Raw genomic sequence first — 18960 nt, 5'->3', positions numbered from 1 at the left:
GTGGACCAGCCAAAGATCCTGTCGACCCACCCGTTGCACCCGCGCGCCTCGGCCAAGTTGGCAGGCGTCGGCCAGCTTGTCATTGCCTCGGCGCTCGATGCCGCCACACTGACCAGGGAGGCCAAGGACGCCGACATCGTCATCGTGCGCGCGCACCTGACGCCACAGCTTTTCGAGGGCGCCTGGAAGCTGAGGGCGGCTATCCGCCACGGCGCCGGGCTCGACATGATCCCGATGGAGGCGGCGACCGCTGCCGGCGTGCTGGTGGCCAACGTACCGGCGGTCAATGCGCGCTCTGTCGCCGAACACGTGATGTTCACCGCACTTGCGCTGCTGCGGCAATTCCGCAAGGTCGACCGCGACCTCAGGGCCAAAGGCTGGCTCGCCGGACGCGAGCACGCCAATACCAACAGCGAGCTTGCCGGCAAGACCATCGGCATTGTCGGCCTCGGCGCCGTTGGCCAGGCCGTCGGCCATATCGCCGCGCACGGCTTCGACCTGAAAGTGGTGGCTACGACGCGCAGCATGCAGCCGGCGCCGGACAAGGTCGGCTTCCTCTCCATCGACGCGCTGGTCGAACAGAGCGACATCATCGTGCTCTGCTGTCCGCTGACCGAGGAAACGCGCGGCCTGATCAGTCGCGAACGCATCGCCCGCATGAAGCCCAATGCGCTCTTGATCAACGTGTCGCGCGGGCCGGTCGTCGATGACGACGCGCTGATCGAAGCCTTGCAGAAACGTCGCATCGGCGGTGCCGCGCTCGACGTGTTTTCGACGCAGCCACTGCCGGCCAATCATCCCTATTTCGGCTTCGACAACGTCATCATCACCCCGCATATGGCCGGCATTACCGAAGAATCGATGATGCGCATGGGCGTCGGCGCGGTGGGGGAAGTCTTGCTGGTGCTGGCGGGCAAGCTGCCGGTCAATCTGCGCAATCCCGAAGTGGTCGATCACTACCGGCGGCGGTTTCCGCTCGACATCTAGCGCATCGCGGTTTCGCCCCAATTCTCCGCGACGCTGAGAACCATGTTCACTTTTCGCCTCGCATTCCTTGGTCTTGCCGCATGTTCGATCGCGGCCTTGCCCTCGCTCGCGGCGGCGCAAAGCAGCGATTACGTCTATTGCAGCAATGGGATCGTCTGCGTCATGGCCCCCTGCCCATCGGGCAATGCGCTCGATCTGGCCACAGGCAAGATCATCAAGGGTGTGATGCTGAACACCACCGAATTGCTGCCGCTGAGCAGATCCCCACCTGACCTCCCCGACAAGCTCCATGCGGGAAAGCTTGTCGTCCGAGGATCTATCCAGCATCGTGGTGAGCCAAGCGATCCGCCGATGCTGGTCGTTACCAACATCGAACGCGCATCCAAGACAGGCGAACGCAAGCGCTGCGCGGCGCACTGATTGCCTATCCGAGGCACACTGCCCTTCAGAACAGCCGCTCGACTTCAGCAGCAATCCGCAGCAGGCGCTGGTCATGGCCGTTGCGCGCCACCAGCATCAGTCCGGCCGGCAGCGCCGTATCAGGCATCGGCAGCGAGATCGCGCAGAGGTCGAACTGGTTGGCGACCTGCGTGTTGCGCAGCAGCAGGCCTTCTATACGGTCGCGCAATTCGGCGTCCTCGGCCAGGGAAACGATGGTCGGGGCCGTCACCGGCGTGGTTGGCAGAGCCAGCACATCGACCGATGCCAGCCGCTCATCCATGGCGGCGACGAGCGCGCGGCGGCGGCGCAAGGCCCTGATGTAGACCGGCGTCGGCAGCATGGCCGCGCGCGACAAAGGCCCGCTGACATGCGGATCGACCGGCACCGGTGCGCCTGTTGCCAGCCAGTCGGCATGCACTTCGGCTCCTTCCATGGCAGCGATCGAGCCGCGCTTGGTGGCCGCGCGCATATCGGCAATGAAGTCATCGATCGATATGTCCACCAACCGCGCCCCTGTCCGCTCTATCTTGGCAAGGCTGCTATCGAAGGCCGCGCTGATCTCGCTTTCAGTGTCTTCGAAAAGACGGCCACGCGGAATACCGACACGAAGCCCGGCAAGCGGGAGCGGCAGATGCAGCGGCGGTAGTTCCTCGCCGGCCATTGCGGCGTCGGCAACCGCACACGCAGCAACGCTTAGAGCCAGCGGCCCGATGGAATCCAGTGTCGCGGACAATGGATACGCGCCGGTCAACGGCACACGCCGCGCCGTCGGCTTGAAGCCGACAACACCATTCAACGATGCCGGGATGCGGATGGAACCGCCGGTATCGGAGCCGATCGAAATGTCGCTCGTCCCCTCGCCGACGGAAACGCCGGCACCCGATGAGGAGCCACCGGAAATGCGACTGCTGTCGAGGGCATTGCCCGGCGTGCCGTAATGCACGTTGTCGCCGATCGCGGTGAAGGCGAATTCGGTCATGTTGGTCTTGCCGATGATGACAGCTCCAGCCTGGCGCAGCCGGCTGACGATGGCCGCGTCGCGCGCAGCGGGCGTGGCAGTCCTGAGCATCAGTGAGCCAGCCGTGGTCACCTCGCCGGCGACATCGAACAGATCCTTGATCGAGACAATGGTGCCGTCGAGCGGTCCGAGCGTCACGCCAGCCTTTTTGCGCGCATCGCTGGCGTCGGCCGCGGCTCGCGCTGCCTCGGCATAGAGCTTCGTGAAGACCTTCTCGTCTCCAGCCCGATTGGCAAGACGTGACAGGATGATTTCGAGACGATCGCGGATGGATTGCATGTCGATGTCGGACTCCGCCAGGATGCAACGTCTTTAAGGCAAGCAGCCGATTTGGCCTGCGGAAGGGATAACCCGGCCAGCGTGCCTTTGCACCTGCCAGCGATAGGAAGATACTGATGCTGTACAGAGGCAGCTGTCATTGCGGCAAGGTCGCCTTCGAATTCAAGGCGGAACTCACCGGCGCCATCCGGTGCAATTGTTCGATCTGCTCGCGCAAGGGCGCCCTCTTATGTGCCATTCCGCATGGGAGCCTGACGGTCCTGGCCTGGGGCGATGATCTCGGCAGTTACGCATTCGGCAACCACGCGATGGCGCACCGCTTCTGCCTCACTTGCGGCATCCACCCTTTCGCCGAGGATGTCCGCGAAGGCGGTGAACGCAACGCCTACGTCAATCTCAACTGCGTCGCCGATCTCGACCCGTCCACCCTGTCGGTCTTCGATTTCGACGGCCGCTCGGCCTGAAGCAATTTTGGCTTACCGGTAACCCGTTGCGTCAGCAGGCTTGCCGGCATCCTGGACTTCCGGCACGTAGCGCCAGGCATCGGGCCGCGAACCGTCGAGGTCGGTGAAACCGTAGACCTGCGCCAACCCGCCGCTGGATAGCGACTGTCCGTTCCAGCGCGCGCGGTTCGGATCCGCCGCCAAGGCGGTAACGGCGCGCCCAACGAAGCGCGGCGTCTCCGAAATGACGAAATGCGGCACAGTGGCGGTTGCATCGCGCCAGTTGTCCTCGCGGACCCCAAAGGCCTCCAGCATCATTTCCGAGCGCATCCAGCCGGGCGTCAACGAGACTGACGTGGCGCCATGTTTCGCAAGGTCCTTGGCGTGCGCCCAGGCCATGCGGTTCACCGCCACCTTGGCCAGGTCGTAGAAGGGCGACAGCCGGTAGTGGTCAGCATTGTATTCGGCCGTGCCGTCGGTGACTTCGACCAGCAGCCCGCCCGCCCGCTCGATCATGAGGGGCAGCGCATGATGGGCAGTGATCAGATGCGTATCGATGGCCAGCCGCAGCATGCGCAAGCCGTTTTCCAGATTGTGCTCCCAGACAGGCTTGTCCCATTCGAACAGTTTTTCGCCGCCCCAGATGTTGTTGACGAGTATGTCGAGCTGACCCTGTTCAGTGCGGATGCGTTCGACCAGACTTCGTACATCGTCGGCAACCAGATGATCGACCTGTACGGCGATGCCCTTGCCTCCGTTCGCGGAGACCAGTTCCGCCGTTTCCTCAATGGTTTCGGGTCGGGCATATTCTGATTTTTGGCTGCGTGTCGTGCGCCCGGTGACATAGACGGTGGCGCCGGCAGCTCCTAGCTCAACAGCGATACCGCGCCCCGCACCACGCGTGGCGCCGGCGACCAATGCGACTTTTCCTTGCAACGTCATTGAACTCTCCCGAAAACGGTACGATCGATCAAACTGAGCTGGCTTCCGCCGCTCCTCACATATATAAATGATCATTCGGTTATATTGAGATGTCAAGATGACAAGACCAAAAACCCAGTCGGACGAGCAGGTGCTGGAGGCAGCGCTTCGGCTGATCCATGGGCATGGTCCGGAGGCGCTCACTTTCGATCGACTGGCAAAGGCTTGCGGCCTTTCCGGCGCAACCCTGGTGCAGCGTTTTGGAAACAAGGCGCAGTTGAAACAACGCACCCTTCTGCATGCCTGGGATGGTCTCGACGACAAGACCAGGGCACTGGGCGCCACCATCGCCAGGACGCCGGCCGGCGCGGTCGAGTTGCTGGTGGCGCTATCGAAAGGCTATGGCGGCATCGAATCCTATGCCGAAGGCCTGCTTGTCCTGCGCGAGGATCTGCGTGATCCCCTGCTCCGGGCGCGGGGTGCGGCCTGGAAGGCATCCCTGTCCAGAATCCTTGCGGATTGCTTTGCGCAGATGCCCGCACCGCCCCAGGATGTCGGCCTGCTGATGGCATCGCATTGGCAGGGATCGCTGCTGTGGTGGAGTTTCGACCCGACGATCGACGTGGCCGCCTATGTCGAGGACAGTCTCAACCGTTTCGTCGCCGCCATCACAAGGACAGCGGCCCGAAAACCGTGATGGTTCTCGGGCCGCTGCCGGGGATGGCTATTGAGAGGCTATTCGGCCTGCTTCGGGCCGCGCAGGAACACCACGATGGCCGCCAGCAGAGTCGCGACGCCGCAATAGGCGAAGGCACTGGCGACGCCGGCATGGTCGACCAGCAGGCCACCGAAGACGGCGCCCAGCGCGATCGCCACCTGGAAGGTCGCCACCATCAAGCCGCCGGCGCTTTCGGCCTGGTCGGGCGCTGCCCGCACCAGCCAGCTCTGCAGCCCGACTGGTACCGCGCCGAAGGCAAAGCCCCAGGCGGCAACGGCAAGAGCCGCGACCGTCGGCGAGGCGCCGAAGATCAGCATCGAGGCGGCCGCCAGGGCAATCAGCAAGGGCGCCAGGGCGATCGCGGTCTTGAGGTTGCGCTCGGCCAGGATGCCGCCGGCTATATTGCCGAAGAAACCGCCAATGCCATAGGCCAGCAGCACGAGTGAGATCGTCTCGATGTGGAGCACCGGCACCTTTTCGAGGAAGGGGCGCACATAGGTGAAGCCGGCAAAGTGCCCGGACGCGACCAGCAGCACGACCAGCAGAGCCACCCGGATCGACGGCCGTTCCAGCACCTCTAGCAAGGTGCGGAAGCTCGCGACACCCACAGGCGGCAGCTTCGGAATGGTCGCCAATTGCACCAGCAGCGCCAGCGCACCGACGATGGTGGCGATCATGAACGCCGTGCGCCATCCCCAGATGTCGCCGACATAGGCGCCGACAGGAGCAGCAGTGACGGTGGCCAGCGAAACGCCGGTCAGGATGATCGACATGGCGCGCGGCATCAGCCGCATCGGCACCAGCCGCAGCGCCATGGCTGCCGACATCGCCCAGAAACCGCCGAGGGCTACGCCGAGCACAACCCGGGCCAGCAGAAGCACGGTGAGCGACGAGGCGAAGGTGGCCAGAAGGTTGGACAGGATCAGGAACCCTGTCAGCATCCACATCACGAACCTGCGGTCCATGCGCCTGGTGATGATCGCCATGGTCGGCGCGGCGATCGCCGCAACGATGGCGGTCGCTGTCACCGCTTGCCCGGCCACGCCTTCGCTGACCCCGAGATCGCGCGCCATCGGCGTCAGCAGGCTGGCGGGCAGGAATTCGGCGGTCACGAGGCCGAAAACGCCAAGCGCCAGCGAGACAACGGCACCCCAGGCCGGTTCGGCTCTCTCGTCGGATTCTGCGGGGTTCGGAAGTGTGGCGTCGATCACGCCTGTAGAAGGGTCGGCCATGGTCAGTCTCCGGTCTGTTCGCAGCGCCACATAGGGAATGACCGACCGGGGCTTCCACCCGTTACATGCCTTGCCGTCACGGCTTGGCAGTATGGTCGGTTCCAGCCTGTTTGCACCGCAACATTTGGCTGCACTGCAACATAGGGAGTGACGGCCTGGAGTTTCCATGTTAAAAACACCAAGATGAACTACAATTCGTCCAAAGCTGCTTTGCCCGCGTCCGGCGACCCGCTGAGCGACATGCTGCGCGGCTTGCGACTCGACGGTGTCGACTATGGCCGCTGCGTGCTTGGCGAGCCCTGGGCCGTTTCCTTTCCCGCGCAGAAAGCGGCTCGTTTCCATTTCATCGGGCAGCAAAGCTGCTGGCTGTTCTCGCCGTCGAAGGAGTGGATCGAACTGTCGGTTGGCGACGCGCTGCTGATCCCGCGCGGCGACGAGCATATTCTGGCCAGCGCGCCAGGCGTGCCGCCCGTTCCGATCGGCCGCTACTCAATCGAACCGGTATGCGACAACATCTACGACGTCTCAAACGGCTGCGATGGCTGCAAGACGTTGTTGTTCTGCGGCAGCATGCATTTCAACCTCGACGGCTCGCACCCCCTGCTCGACATGATGCCCAGTCTGATGCAGGCGCACAAGTTGATGACCAACGCGCCGGGCATCCAGCATTTGCTCGATGCCATGGCCGGCGAAGTGACGATGGATCGGGTCGGTTCCGGCGGTATTCTGGCGCGCCTTGCCGACGTGCTCGCCGCCACCATCATCCGCTCCTGGGTGGAAAATGGCTGCGGCGATGCCTCCGGCTGGATTGCCGCCGTCCGCAATCCCGATGTCGGCAAGGTGCTCGCCGCTATTCACCTGCAGCCCGACCGCGACTGGACGGTCGAGGCGCTGGCCAGGATGATGGGCGCTTCGCGCTCCGCCTTCGCCCAGCGCTTTGCCACTGTCGTCGGCGAAACGCCGGCCAAATACGTGCTGCGCGTGCGCATGCACCAGGCGCGGCAATGGCTTACCCGCGACGGTTTGAGGGTGTCGGTGACGGCGGCGAAACTAGGTTACGACTCGGAAGCCTCCTTCAGCCGCGCCTTCAAGCGGGTGATGGGCGTGGCGCCGAGCCATCTGCGCAACACCGGCGACGGCGACATCCACGGCTGAGATTCGGATTCGGTACGTCCCGTCAGTCCCTCTGCTGGCTGGAGAAATTGCCAAATCTTTTGGACGGCATGTCATTGCACGCCGGCAGAACCGCCATAGTCTGGCAGGCGGAGGAACCGCCATGCCCAATCGTTCTGCATTTCTAGTACTCGCCACTCTGTGCGTCTTTCCCGCTCGCGCCTTTGCTCTCGAAGACAGCTACTTGCCCGCCGACAAGATCCCTTACGTCGCCGAAGCGCCGGACCAGCCGCAACGGCTGGGTTCGCTATGGGGCGAGCGGGCGAAGGGACCGGCCGGCACGCTGCTGAAGGTCCCCGGCAATTGGCGCGCGCCTGTCCATGCCCACACCGCCGATTACCGCGCCATCGTCATCAAGGGGCTGTGGAGCACTGGCAGATGGAAGGCGGCGAAGCGACCAAGGTGGTGCTGCCTGTGGGTTCCTACTGGACGCAAAAGGCCAACGAGATGCATGACGATGCCTGCCTCTCGGACACCGAATGCGTGATCCTTTTGATCAATGACACGCCTTACGAAACCTACCTGCCGAAATAAGGCAAGGTGCGGCTTATGACGCGTGCCGCAAGCTGACACCACTGCCCTTGTCGAACAGCACAACCTTGTCCGGGTTCCAGGCAAAGCGCACCGGCTGCTCGATGGCGACATCGGTCTTGGCCGGCACCGTGGCGCGCAGCGTCGTGTCGCCGACACGCAGCGTCAGGATCTTCTCGACGCCATGGTTCTCGACATCGTGGACGCGCGCCTCGACCGGCGCGCCGCTCTCGAGATAGACATCCTCGGGACGGATGCCGAAGACGAGCGGGCGACCGTCGGTCGCCGCACTCGTCTTGGCTCCCCCTGAGAAAGGCAATTCGAAATTCAACGGCGCCATCACCGCGCGGCCGTCCACCAATCTGCCGTCGATGAGGTTCATCGGCGGCGAGCCGACGAAGCTCGCCACATAGGTGTCGCGCGGGTTGTTGTAGATTTCGTGCGGCGTGCCGGTCTGGACGATGCGGCCGTGGTTCAAGACGCCGACCTTGTCGCCCATCGACATCGCCTCGATCTGGTCGTGGGTGACGAACAGGAAGGTGGCGCCGAGCTGGATCTGCAGGTTCTTCAGCTCCGTACGCAGCGCTTCGCGCAGCTTCGCGTCGAGCGCCGACAGCGGCTCGTCCATCAGGAACACACGCGGCTTGCGCACGATGGCGCGGCCGATTGAGACGCGCTGCATCTCGCCGCCCGACAGCCGGTCGGTCTTGCGATCGAGCAGATGTTCGATCCGCAGCGTGCGGGCTGCGCGATCGACGCGATCCTTGATCTCGGCATCGGGCAACCGGCGGATCTTCGGCTTTAGCGGAAACTCGAGGTTTTCGCGCACCGTATAGCGCGGATAGAGCGAATATTGCTGCAGCACCAACGCCACGTCGCGTTCGGCCGCGCCCCAGTCGGCGACATCGACGCCGTCGATGAAGACCTGCCCTTCACTTGGCTTCTCCAGCCCGGCGATCAGCCGCAGCGTCGTCGTCTTGCCAGCCCCTGTCTCGCCGAGCAGCACGAAGAATTCGCCATCGCCGATATCGAGATCGAGCCCGGTCAGAGCCGTGTGGTTGCCGAAGGTCTTCGAAATGTTCTTGAGCTGGATATGCGCCATTACAGTCTCACATCAAGCGATTTGCCGCTTGCCTTGTCGAAGAAATGCGCCTGCGTCGGATCGATCCGGGCAAAGACTTTCTCACCCGGCCCGGCGACGAAGCCGCTCTTGGTGCGAGCGCGCAGCATCTTGGAGCCGACCTTCAGGTCGACGATGTCGAAGGAGCCAAGCGGTTCGACGATCTGCGTCTCGACCGCCATGAAGCCCTCCGCTGCGTCACGCCGGATGAGCACGCCTTCCGGCCGGATGCCGAGCGCAAGTTCGCCACCGGCATGGCCGTTGAGCTCCGACAGCAGCGTGCGTGGAAACTCGAAACCAGCAGGCGCTCCACCGACCGTTACCGAGGCCGAGGATGCAGTCTCGGCCACCGCCGCGTCGGCGACATTCATCACCGGGCTGCCGACGAATTGCGCGACGAACAGATTGGCCGGGCGCGAATAGACCTCGTCGGGTGAGCCGACCTGCTGCAGCACACCCTCATGCATGATGACGATGCGGTCGGCGAGACTCATCGCCTCGATCTGGTCGTGCGTGACATAGATGGTGGTCGAGCCCTGCTTGATGTGCAGCCGTTTGATCTCGGCCCGCATCTCCTCGCGCAGCTTGGCGTCGAGTGCGCCGATCGGCTCGTCCATCAGCATCGCCTTCGGCCGTCGCACCAGCGCCCGACCGATGGCGACACGCTGCATGTCGCCGCCCGACAACGCCGATGGCTTCTTGGCCAGCAGATCGGTTATCTGCAGCGTCTTGGCGACCGAGCGCACTTCCTGGTCGATCTCCGCCTTGCTCTTGCGCGTGGCGCGCAAGGGAAAGGCGATGTTCTCGTAGACGCTCATATGCGGATAAAGCGAGAACGACTGGAACACCATGGCGATGTCGCGATCGGCGGCCTTCAAATGCTGGACCGGCTTGCCGTCGATGAGGATGTCGCCCTCGTCGATCGTCTCCAGTCCGGCGACCGCGCGCAGGGTCGTCGTCTTGCCGCAGCCCGACTGGCCGAGCAGGACGATGAACTCGTTGTCTGCAATCTTGAGGTTGAGGTCCTTGATGACCTGGACGGCGCCGAAGAACTTCTGGACGCCGCGAAGCTCGATCTGGGTCAATGCTGTGCTCCCGGATTTCGCGCGGCATGACCGGTGCCGGCCTCCTCTTCAGGCGCGATCTTCGAGGTGATGTTGAAGCCGATCAGCCCGATCAGGATGATGGTCAGGCCGTATGTGTGCAGCAACATGTTCCAGGGCTGGCAGAGCGCCACGATGCCGAGCACCATGAGCACTTGGCTACCGGGTTCCAGATATTTCTGGTTGATGGCGCGAAAGCTCATTTGCGGATCGCTCCGAAGGACATGCCGCGCAACAGATGATTGCGGAGCAGGAAGGTGAAGATCGCGACCGGCAGCAGGAACAGGAAGGTTCCAGCGGCGATGACAGTCCAGTCCGGCAGGCCGGAGCCGACCTGGCTCGGGATGAAGGGCGGCGCGGTCTGCGCACGGCGATTGGTCATGATCAGCGCGAAGGCATATTCGTTCCACGCCGTGATGAAGCAGAACACAGCGGTGGCGGCAATGCCGGTGGCGGCCTCCGGCAGCACGATCTTGAAGAAGGCCTCCATGCGCGTGTAGCCGTCGACGAGAGCGGCTTCCTCATACTCTTTCGGGATTTCGTCCATGAAGCCCTTCATCAGCCACACCGAGAAGGACAGGTTGAAGGCGGTGTAGAGGATGATCAGGCCGATGTGGGAATCGTCGAGTCCGACCGCGCGGTACATCAGGAACATCGGGATCGCCACCACCACCGGCGGCAGCATGCGCGTCGACAGGATGAAGAAGAGCAGATCCGCCTCCCCCTTCACCTTGAAACGCGAGAAGCCATAGGCGGTGAACGTGCCCATGCCGACCGCTAGCACCGTCGAAGTGATGGCGATGATCAGCGAGTTCAGGAAGCGGCTCGGATAGCCCGACCACTGCACCTGGTCCTTGCCGTCGCGCACGATCTTTTCGCCGCCATCGAAGACGACGCGTTCCCACCATGGGGCCGCCGCGTACTCTTCCGGCGACGGCGGGCTGCGCATTTGCGAGCGCTTGGTGAACAGCTTCACGAAGGGCGAAATCTCGGGCTGGAAGACGACCGTCGGCGGGATGGTCGTGGCCAGATTGCGCGGCTTGAACGCCGTCGAGGCAATCCAGTAGATCGGCGCCAGGAAGATGATGGTCACCACCAGAACGGCGACGATGGCGACGCGGTTGAAGCCGATTTCGGAAGAAGTGCGGACTGCGGCCATCTCAGCGCTCCTTCACCTTGTTGAGATATTTGACGTAGATGTTGGTGATCGCCAGGACCATGATCAGCACGATGTAGGCCAGCGCGCAGGAGCGCCCGGTCTGCCATTCCTGGAACGCCATCTTGTAGAGCCGGATCGAGATCAACTCAGCCGTCGGCTGGCTGGTCAGGATGTAGGCAAGGTCGAAGGTCTTGAACGCTTCCATCGTGCGGAAGATGACCGCGATCATCAGGATCGGCGCCACCAGCGGCAGCGTGATGCGGAAGAAGGTGTAGAACGGCCCGGCACGATCGATCGCGGCGGCTTCGTAGAGGTGCTTCGGCACCGCCGACAGCCCGGCCAGCGACAGCAGCATGACAAAGGGCGACCACATCCAGATATCGGTCAGCGCAACCGCGTAGAGCGCCATCTTTGGGTCGGCCAGCCACTCGAAATTGCCGAGTCCGAGCGCATAGTTGATGACGCCCCATGATGGGTCATAGAGCAACTTCCAGAACAGCCCTACAACAGCCATCGACAACATCATCGGCAGCAGCAGGAGCGTGGTGATAAGGCCCTTGAGCGGGATATCCCTGTTGAGCAGCATCGCGACGCCGAAGCCGACAAGCAGCTGGCCGGCGACAGAGATGATGACGTATTTCGCGGTGATGGCGAAGTTCGACCAGACATAGGGGTCGTTGAGCAGGTCGCGATAGTTCTGCAGCCCGACGAAATTCGCCGGCGCGTTGGTCGACGCGCGGAAGTCGGTGAAGGAATAGCCAAGCGAATAGATCAGCGGAAAGATGTTGAAGACGATCAGGAACAGGACCGTCGGGATAATGAAGAGGTTGCGGATCGAAATGTCGCTCAGGCCGCGCGCGACCGCCCGCGAGGACCTGTCCAGCGTTGTGATCATCGTGGTCGCCAAGACCCCTGCTCCCGTTTGCAGAAAAAGAAACGGAGGAGGCACCAACGCCCCCTCCGTGATGCATGATTGTTATTGAACGCGGCCGTACTTCTTGAACGTCGCGTTCCAGTCGGTAGCCAGAGCGTCCAGCGTTTCCTTGGCGGTGCCTTCGCCGCCGATCATGTAGGGATAGACGCGCTGGTTGAGCTGCTGCAGCAGTTCGGCGTATTCCGGCACGGCCCAGAAGTCCTTCACCTTGAACATGGTCTCATAGAAGGCCTTGTTGTAGGGCGTGGCACTCTGGAACTCCGGCGACTTGAGCACCGCCGCGCTGCAGGTGTAGCCGCCAAGGGCCGCCCACTTCTTCTGGGTCTCGTCCTTGATGAACCACTCAAGGAACTTCGTCGCCTCTTCCTGCTTCTTCGAGTAAGAGATGATGGAAATTCCCTGACCGCCGAGAGCGGCGAACTGGTCGCCGTTCGGTCCCGGCGGGTTGGCGAAGAAGCCGGTGTTCTTGGCGTTCGGGTTCGACGCCTCGTTGATCAGTGAAGGGAAGAACGCGAAGAAGTTCATGCTCATCGCGGCCAGGTTTTCAGTGATCGCCTGGTTGTCCTCGACGAAGAACGACTTGGCCCAGCCCGGAGGCGTGAACTTGTAGAGTTCCTTGTAGGCGTCGAGCGCGGCCACCGCCTTTTCGGAATTGATGTGGCCATCGACCTTGTAGGTCGCGTAGTCACCCAGATCGCCGCCATAGGAGAACAGCGCGTTCTCGAAGCCCATCGCCATCGCATCATAGGAATTGTCGGTATAGATGGCGATGCCGTATTTCTTCTGATCCGGCCGGTAGAAGAACTCGGCGATGTCTCGCAGCGCCTTGAAATCCTTCGGCACGTCGAGGTCGTAGCCATACTTGGCCTTGAAGGCTTCCTTTTCCTTGGGATCCTCGAACCAGTCCTTGCGATAGGACCAGCCGACAGCGTCACCCTCGAGCGGGATGGCCCAGTATTTGCCGCTGTTGCCAGGATACTCGGAGTAATATTTCACCGTCGCCGGCGCCATGACGTTGCCGAGGTCGTGCTTCTTGAAGAAGTCGGTGAGGTCGACATAGTGGCCGCCGGTCGAGCCGGCGCCGAGCCATTGCGAGTCGCCGACGACCAGATCATAGGCGTCGCCATGGGCGTTGAACTCGGTGAAGGCCTTGGTCTGGAAGTCGGACCACGGCGTGGTTTCCACTGTGATCTTGACGCCGGTTTCCTTCTCGTACTCGTTGCCGAGTTCCTGCAGGTAATTGGCCGGATCCCACTCCGCCCAGAAGATGGTGAGCGACTTTTCCTGCGCGTAGACAGACGTGCCGCAGGCAAGCGTTAAGCCGATACCAGCAAGCACGCTGGTCACTAACTTGCGCATAATGATTTCCTCCCTTGTGCGCATTCTACCTTGTCATGCGAGCCGGCGACGAAGCCGGCCCTGGTAGTTCCTCCCGTGATCGCACCTTTCCGGTTCCGGGCCTCCTCGCCCTGCCGGAAAATGGATCGCAACCCTCACTTTCGACCCACTTTTCTTTCCTAATCTGGTATTACCAATTTTGCGTCGGCGTCAAGTCCTTTCTTGGCAGCCGAACCTGCTCGCCTCCGCCGAATTCAAGCTTTATCTGCCTGTTTTCCAATGATTTTCCTACTCAGTGATACGCACAGGCGTTGCGCAGCACCCCACGCCGAGGCTAATATCGGCAGTCGGCATGCAAATCTGGTCGAACCAGATAGGCCTACTCGACAACCACCCTTGAATCGACGCCGTCTCCTTCATCGATCGATTCCGCGATCGCCGCGCGCACCAGGGCGCCTGCCGCCCATTGCGCGACAGACCTGGTTCTGCGGCTGTCCAGCCCCCAGATATCCTTGAGCACGACCAGCACCTCGACACCGAAAATCAGCGACAGCGCCTGCGCCAGCCGCTTGAAGTCGCGCGGCGGCAGCCGGCCCTTGAGCGGCGCGATCGCCTGCTGCAGCAAGTCGACGCGATGACCGCGCGTGAAGGCTGGCTCGCCATCCAGCGTGCCGGCCTGGCGCCTCGCCCACTGATCGAGCGACAGTTTAAGCGCTGCCTTGAAGGTCGCCTCGAACGCCTCGATGCGCGGCATCGCCGTGTCGAACAGTTCGGCGACCCGGCGCTCGGCATCGCCGGAGGTCGATTGCCAGGTCAGGATCGGACCGAGCCCCTCGTCGACAACGGCATGCACCAGCGCCGCCTGGCTCGGGAAATAGCGATAGGCTGTGGCGCGGGAAACCTCGGCCGCCTCGGCAACTTCACTGACCGACGGCGTCACGCCCGCCTGCATCAGCCTTGTCGCCGTCTCCAGCATCAACCGTTTCGTGCGCGCCCGAGGTCCACGCTCGGCCCTCTCACCGGTGTCGTCGTTCGCGGCGGCTTGTTGACGTGAGATATCCATATCAATATGATACGCGCGTCTCAAAAATTTGCAATGACTTGGGAACTGCCCATGAAGCGCATCTATGTCGTGGGCACTGCCGACACCAAGGGCGAGGAACTCGCCTTCCTGGCCGATGCCGTTGCCGCCACGGGCGCAGCCGTCTCTCGGATCGATGTCGGGACACGCGATGCAACCGTTCCTGTCGACATCAGCGCTGAGGAAATTGCCAGCCATCACCCGGACGGCAGCACAGCCGTTCTAGGCGGCGATGACCGTGGTGCCGCGGTTGCCGCCATGGGCGTCGCCTTCACCCGCTTCGTCCAGTCGCGCAACGACATATCAGGCGTGATCGGCATTGGCGGCGGCGGAGGCACATCGATCATCACATCGGGCATGCGCGCGCTGCCGCTCGGCCTGCCGAAAATCATGGTCTCGACGCTCGCCTCCGGCGACACCGCTCCCTATGTCGATGTCTCCGACATCATCATGATGCCATCGGTGACAGACATGGCCGGCTTGAACCGGCTTTCGCGCGTTGTCCTGCACAACGCCGCCCAGGCGATAGCGGGCATGGCAGCAAGCCCGGCGCCGCTGCCCGACGGCAAGCCATCGATCGGCCTCACCATGTTCGGTGTCACCACGCCTTGCGTGACGGCCATCGCCGACCAGTTACGCAATATCTATGACTGCATGGTCTTCCACGCCACCGGCACCGGCGGCCGCAGTATGGAAAAGCTGGCCGACAGCGGCCTGCTGTCAGGTGTCATCGACATCACCACGACCGAGGTCTGCGACCTTCTGTTCGGCGGCGTGCTGCCGGCCACGCAGGATCGCTTCGGCGCAATCGCGCGCACCGGCCTGCCCTATGTCGGCTCGGTCGGTGCGCTCGACATGGTCAATTTCTGGGCGCCCTCGAGCGTCCCGGAACGCTATCGCGGCCGGCTGTTCTACGAGCACAATCCCAACGTCACGCTGATGCGCACCATCGCCGACGAATGCCGCCAGATCGGCGAATGGATTGGTGCCAGGCTCGCCCTCTGTGAAGGACCAGTGCATTTCCTGATCCCGGAAAAGGGCGTCTCGGCGCTCGACATCGAGGGCGGCGCGTTCTTCGATCCGCAGGCCGACGCCGTCCTGTTCGAAGCCATCGAGCGCACGATCAAGCCCAATACCACGCGCCGCGTAACGCGCCTGCCGCTGCACATCAACGATCCCGAATTCGCACAGGCGGCAACCGCCGCCTTCCTCGACATCGCCAGACACTGAGAGACCCGACATGCCAGCCATACCGCGCAAGGACATATTGAGGAAATTCCGGGGGATGATCGACAAGGGTGTGCCGATCGTCGGCGGTGGTGCCGGCACCGGCCTGTCGGCTAAGGCTGAGGAAGCCGGCGGCATCGACCTGATCATCATCTACAATTCCGGCCGCTACCGCATGGCCGGACGCGGTTCGGCCGCCGGCCTGCTCGCCTATGGCAATGCCAACGAGATCGTCAAGGAAATGGCCTACGAGGTGTTGCCGGTGGTCAGACACACGCCCGTGCTGGCCGGCGTCAACGGCACCGATCCCTTCGTCATCATGCCGCTGCTCCTCGCCGAGCTGAAGACGATGGGCTTTTCCGGTGTGCAGAATTTCCCGACCATCGGCCTGTTCGACGGCAATATGCGCCGAAGCTTCGAGGAGACCGGCATGGGCTTTGGGCTCGAAGTCGACATGATTGCCGAGGCGCACAAGCTTGACCTTCTGACCACGCCTTACGTCTTCAATCCCGACGAAGCCCGCGCCATGACCAAAGCCGGCGCCGACATCGTCGTCGCCCATATGGGCGTGACGACGGGCGGCTCCATCGGCGCCACATCGGCCAAGTCGCTCGATGACTGCGTGGTCGAGATCGACGCCATCGCCAATGCCGCCCGTTCGGTGCGCAAGGACGTCATATTGCTTTGCCATGGCGGGCCGATCTCGATGCCGGACGACGCCCGCTACATCCTCGACCGCTGCAAGGGCCTGCACGGCTTCTATGGCGCAAGCTCGATGGAACGGCTGCCGGCTGAAGCCGCGATCGCCAGGCAGACGGCCGATTTCAAGGCCGTCACGCTACATGAAAAGAAAAAGAAGGGATGAGGACATGACCGACAGGAGAAAGGTGTTTGTCTATCCGAAGGACGTCAGCGCCTTCGGCTTCGACTGGGGAAAACTGTCGCTGACGGTAGCCCCGGAAGTGAACGGTGCTGAGCGCTTTTCCGGCGGCGTCGTCGACCTGCCCTCGGGCAAGGGCCACACACGCCACAACCATCCCGGCGCGGAAGAAATCATCTTCGTCATCTCCGGCCATGGCGAGCAGATGGTCGAGGACGAGAACGGCGATCCGGTGGTGGCGAAGGTCGGCCCCGGCTGCACCATCTATGTGCCGGAAAGCCGGTTCCACTCGACGCTGAATACGGGCGACGGGCCGATGCAGCTGTTTGTCGTCTATTCGCCCGCCGGACCGGAACTGGTGTTGCGCGAACTGCCGGATTTCAGGCTGATTCCAGCGGGGCAGGACTAACGTCAGAGGCTGAGCCCAATCTTCATCGCACGAGCGACCCTTGCCAGGTTGCTGACATCGCTTCCCGAAGCGAGCCTATCCGGCAGAGTGGGGACATCGCGCTCAGATCGGAAGACATCCGGTGTAGGTAGGCGCGCGACCCAATAGGACATGCAGTTTTCCGCTGCCTCTGGACCAAGCTGCCAGAATACAAATCGAACAGCATTTTGTGGGAACATGAAACCTGGGATTTCAGAATGCGCGAGCTGCTCAGCCAGTTTGCGTGGGGCACCAAAACGCTCAAAGAACGGCAGGATGGTCGTCTGAACGTTGGCAACGATGTTCGCGATTTCAGCCTGACGAGTAGGCAGGTTTGCGACGTTCCATGTCTGCCAGTGATGCGGGGTCCGCAAATTGCCGAGCAGTCCTCCGGCTACCCAATCGCTGCCATTGGCCGGCCAGGCGTTGCGTTCATCCCATTCCCTTATCGCCTTGTTGTAGACCGACGCGTGCACGACGAGTTCGACGTACTCGCCGCCGGCATTCAGATAGTTTGACTGAAAGGAAATTTTGAATGTCCAGTCGCCGACTCGGCGACTTGCATAAGGACCGCTTTTTGCAAAGCGAAATCCAAGTTCAAGCCGGGAAGAGATCTCGCAACATGCGTCGAGAAAGACTTTCCTTGGTGGTTCCTGATCCATCTTAGTGAATGCTCAGGCGGTCAAACCAGCATCTATTACGCCCCACCCCTGTTCCACCCCCTGCCCCGGTCACCGAACATCACGTAGCCGTCCTCAGTCACAGCCAGCGTGTCCTCCAGCTTGATGAACCCCCGCGTCGGGTGGAGCATGGTCGTCTCCACCGAAAGCACCATGTTCTTTTCCAGCGGCTTGGCCGCATAGGTGCCTTCATAGGTCACCGGATGGTTGGTCATCAGGAACGGCGCCTCATGCGTGATCAATCCCATGCCGTGGGCGAAGAAATCCGTGTAAGGCGCAACCTTCGAAGCCTTAAGCACGCCCTCAGCATGCGAAATCATGTCACCGCCCAGCGTGCCCGCCTTCACCTTTGAGAATGCCGCTTGCTGCACTGTCTCGACCTCGGCCAAAAGATCTTCCAGCTCGGCATCGGGCTCGCCCAGGATGCCCATGCGGCAGAGGTCACCGATATAACCGTGATAATTGCCGCCGGAATCGATCGACATCACCTCGCCCTTCTTCCAAGCTTGCGGCGAGGCGGCGCGGTTGTGGCTGGAGCCCAGCGTCAGCAGGCAATATTCGAAATGCGCGCCGCGATTGGTCTCCTCGCGCCTGATCTTTTCGATCATCTCGGCCTTGGTCGTGCCTTCGCGCGCCCAGGCAATGGTGGCCAGCATGGAATCGGTGATCAGCTCGGAGGCCGTGCGCAGCTTCTCCAGTTCGGCGTCGGTCTTGATCGCCCGCATGCTCTCCAGCATCGTTGTCGCATCGATCAGCTTGGCATCCGGCAGAGCCTTGCGGATCAGCGTGTAGGCATCCGACGGCAGGAAGCCTGGCTCGATGCCGATGCGCGCGCCCACCCTGCCGATCTTCTGCAGATGTTCGATGGCAAGGTTCGCGGCATCCAGCGTGCCCCAGCAAGCGGCGTGCAGCGTTGGTGTCCAGAACGGATGGTTCTGGTGCTCGCCGCCTTCCATGCGGTTGCCAATATAGGCCGCGTGGTCAGGCCCGCCCTTTTCGTACACGACGATCGGCAGGTAACGGCTGTGGCCGATCGCATCCATGGCGGCGAAGAAGATGAATTTATAGCCACCCAGCAGATATTGCGTGTTGTGCTTGGAGGTCGCCAGCAGCACATCGATGCCGGCCTCCTCCATCAACCGGTCGACCCTTGCCTGATCGAACGGAATAGTGCTGACGGCACTCTTGCCCGGTGCAATGTTCATCTCTCTCTCCCTGAATTGCCTGGGATCGCCGGCTGTTGCGCCGCGATCCCTTGGCTGTCGATC

General features: G+C 62.4%; 20 protein-coding genes and 1 pseudogene. 9 read left to right on the top strand and 12 right to left on the bottom strand.

Annotation, left to right across the window (positions count from 1 at the left end):
* Nucleotides 1-987, top strand: coding sequence for a hydroxyacid dehydrogenase (locus tag ACZYHG_RS11655; protein ID WP_464613900.1), 987 nt, complete (start codon nt 1-3; stop codon nt 985-987).
* 96 nt (nt 988-1083) lie between these two features.
* Nucleotides 1084-1407, top strand: coding sequence for a hypothetical protein (locus ACZYHG_RS11650; protein WP_464613899.1), 324 nt, complete (start codon nt 1084-1086; stop codon nt 1405-1407).
* A 25-nt stretch (nt 1408-1432) separates the two neighbouring features.
* Here ACZYHG_RS11650 and ACZYHG_RS11645 read toward each other — a convergent pair whose 3' ends face one another.
* Entirely contained in the window at nt 1433-2725 is a 1293-nt protein-coding gene (locus tag ACZYHG_RS11645) for an amidase (RefSeq protein ID WP_464613898.1), read from the bottom strand.
* A gap of 116 nt (nt 2726-2841) precedes the next feature.
* Here ACZYHG_RS11645 and ACZYHG_RS11640 point away from each other — a divergent pair, with 116 nt between their 5' ends.
* Nucleotides 2842-3189: a GFA family protein gene (locus tag ACZYHG_RS11640; protein WP_464613897.1), complete on the top strand. Its 348-nt coding sequence runs from the start codon at nt 2842-2844 to the stop codon at nt 3187-3189.
* A 12-nt stretch (nt 3190-3201) separates the two neighbouring features.
* Here ACZYHG_RS11640 and ACZYHG_RS11635 read toward each other — a convergent pair whose 3' ends face one another.
* Entirely contained in the window at nt 3202-4110 is a 909-nt protein-coding gene (locus ACZYHG_RS11635) for an SDR family oxidoreductase (protein ID WP_464613896.1), read from the bottom strand.
* 97 nt (nt 4111-4207) lie between these two features.
* Between ACZYHG_RS11635 and ACZYHG_RS11630 the strand changes: the two genes are divergently transcribed.
* The gene (locus ACZYHG_RS11630; RefSeq protein ID WP_464613895.1) at nt 4208-4786 is read left to right on the top strand and encodes a TetR/AcrR family transcriptional regulator; all 579 of its coding nucleotides are present in this window, start codon (nt 4208-4210) and stop codon (nt 4784-4786) included.
* 38 nt (nt 4787-4824) lie between these two features.
* On the opposite strand, the gene ACZYHG_RS11625 is transcribed toward ACZYHG_RS11630, so the two are convergent.
* Nucleotides 4825-6039, bottom strand: a complete 1215-nt coding sequence (locus ACZYHG_RS11625) for an MFS transporter (RefSeq protein WP_464613894.1) — start codon at nt 6037-6039, stop codon at nt 4825-4827.
* 183 nt (nt 6040-6222) lie between these two features.
* On the opposite strand from ACZYHG_RS11625, the gene ACZYHG_RS11620 reads away from it, so the two are divergent.
* Together ACZYHG_RS11620 and ACZYHG_RS11615 are read left to right on the top strand one after the other, a co-directional pair.
* Nucleotides 6223-7194, top strand: a complete 972-nt coding sequence (locus tag ACZYHG_RS11620) for an AraC family transcriptional regulator (protein WP_464613893.1) — start codon at nt 6223-6225, stop codon at nt 7192-7194.
* 121 nt (nt 7195-7315) lie between these two features.
* Nucleotides 7316-7746 (top strand): annotated as a pseudogene (locus ACZYHG_RS11615) (DUF4437 domain-containing protein).
* A gap of 13 nt (nt 7747-7759) precedes the next feature.
* Here ACZYHG_RS11615 and ACZYHG_RS11610 read toward each other — a convergent pair.
* The 7 genes from ACZYHG_RS11610 to ACZYHG_RS11580 form a co-directional block, all read right to left on the bottom strand.
* Nucleotides 7760-8845 (bottom strand): ABC transporter ATP-binding protein, encoded by a 1086-nt coding sequence (locus ACZYHG_RS11610; protein WP_464613892.1) that lies wholly within the window; start codon nt 8843-8845, stop codon nt 7760-7762.
* Nucleotides 8845-9948, bottom strand: a complete 1104-nt coding sequence (locus ACZYHG_RS11605) for an ABC transporter ATP-binding protein (RefSeq protein WP_464613891.1) — start codon at nt 9946-9948, stop codon at nt 8845-8847. The genes ACZYHG_RS11610 and ACZYHG_RS11605 overlap by 1 nt, the downstream gene beginning before the upstream one ends.
* Nucleotides 9945-10169: a hypothetical protein gene (locus ACZYHG_RS11600; RefSeq protein ID WP_027043349.1), complete on the bottom strand. Its 225-nt coding sequence runs from the start codon at nt 10167-10169 to the stop codon at nt 9945-9947. The genes ACZYHG_RS11605 and ACZYHG_RS11600 overlap by 4 nt, the downstream gene beginning before the upstream one ends.
* A complete protein-coding gene (locus ACZYHG_RS11595; RefSeq protein ID WP_464613890.1) occupies nt 10166-11125 on the bottom strand; it encodes a carbohydrate ABC transporter permease in 960 nt (319 codons plus the stop codon). The genes ACZYHG_RS11600 and ACZYHG_RS11595 overlap by 4 nt, the downstream gene beginning before the upstream one ends.
* Before the next feature lies 1 nt (nt 11126).
* Nucleotides 11127-12032 carry a carbohydrate ABC transporter permease gene (locus tag ACZYHG_RS11590; protein ID WP_027031165.1) on the bottom strand — a complete coding sequence of 302 codons (906 nt, stop codon included), beginning with the start codon at nt 12030-12032 and terminating at the stop codon, nt 11127-11129.
* A 69-nt stretch (nt 12033-12101) separates the two neighbouring features.
* Nucleotides 12102-13418: an ABC transporter substrate-binding protein gene (locus ACZYHG_RS11585; RefSeq protein ID WP_464613889.1), complete on the bottom strand. Its 1317-nt coding sequence runs from the start codon at nt 13416-13418 to the stop codon at nt 12102-12104.
* Nucleotides 13419-13776: 358 nt separating this feature from the next.
* Nucleotides 13777-14460: a TetR/AcrR family transcriptional regulator gene (locus tag ACZYHG_RS11580; RefSeq protein ID WP_464613888.1), complete on the bottom strand. Its 684-nt coding sequence runs from the start codon at nt 14458-14460 to the stop codon at nt 13777-13779.
* A gap of 51 nt (nt 14461-14511) precedes the next feature.
* Between ACZYHG_RS11580 and ACZYHG_RS11575 the strand changes: the two genes are divergently transcribed.
* From ACZYHG_RS11575 to ACZYHG_RS11565, 3 genes are read left to right on the top strand one after another with little or no spacing between them, the layout of a single operon-like run.
* A complete protein-coding gene (locus ACZYHG_RS11575) occupies nt 14512-15708 on the top strand; it encodes a Tm-1-like ATP-binding domain-containing protein (RefSeq protein WP_464613887.1) in 1197 nt (398 codons plus the stop codon).
* A gap of 10 nt (nt 15709-15718) precedes the next feature.
* Nucleotides 15719-16570, top strand: coding sequence for a phosphoenolpyruvate hydrolase family protein (locus ACZYHG_RS11570; protein WP_464613886.1), 852 nt, complete (start codon nt 15719-15721; stop codon nt 16568-16570).
* 4 nt (nt 16571-16574) lie between these two features.
* On the top strand, nt 16575-16994 hold the full coding sequence (locus ACZYHG_RS11565; RefSeq protein ID WP_464613885.1) for a cupin domain-containing protein: 420 nt from the start codon (nt 16575-16577) through the stop codon (nt 16992-16994).
* Nucleotides 16995-16996: 2 nt separating this feature from the next.
* Here the strand turns inward: ACZYHG_RS11565 and ACZYHG_RS11560 are convergent, their stop codons facing one another.
* Nucleotides 16997-17674, bottom strand: a complete 678-nt coding sequence (locus ACZYHG_RS11560) for a DUF4304 domain-containing protein (protein WP_464613884.1) — start codon at nt 17672-17674, stop codon at nt 16997-16999.
* Between the two features lie 35 nt (nt 17675-17709).
* The gene (locus ACZYHG_RS11555) at nt 17710-18897 is read right to left on the bottom strand and encodes a M24 family metallopeptidase (protein WP_464613883.1); all 1188 of its coding nucleotides are present in this window, start codon (nt 18895-18897) and stop codon (nt 17710-17712) included.
* Between the last annotated feature and the right edge of the window lie 63 nt (nt 18898-18960).

Source organism: Mesorhizobium subarcticum (genome assembly GCF_055456085.1).
The sequence above is the reverse complement of the archived record's forward strand: the minus strand, read 5'-3'. Positions and strand labels throughout refer to the sequence as shown.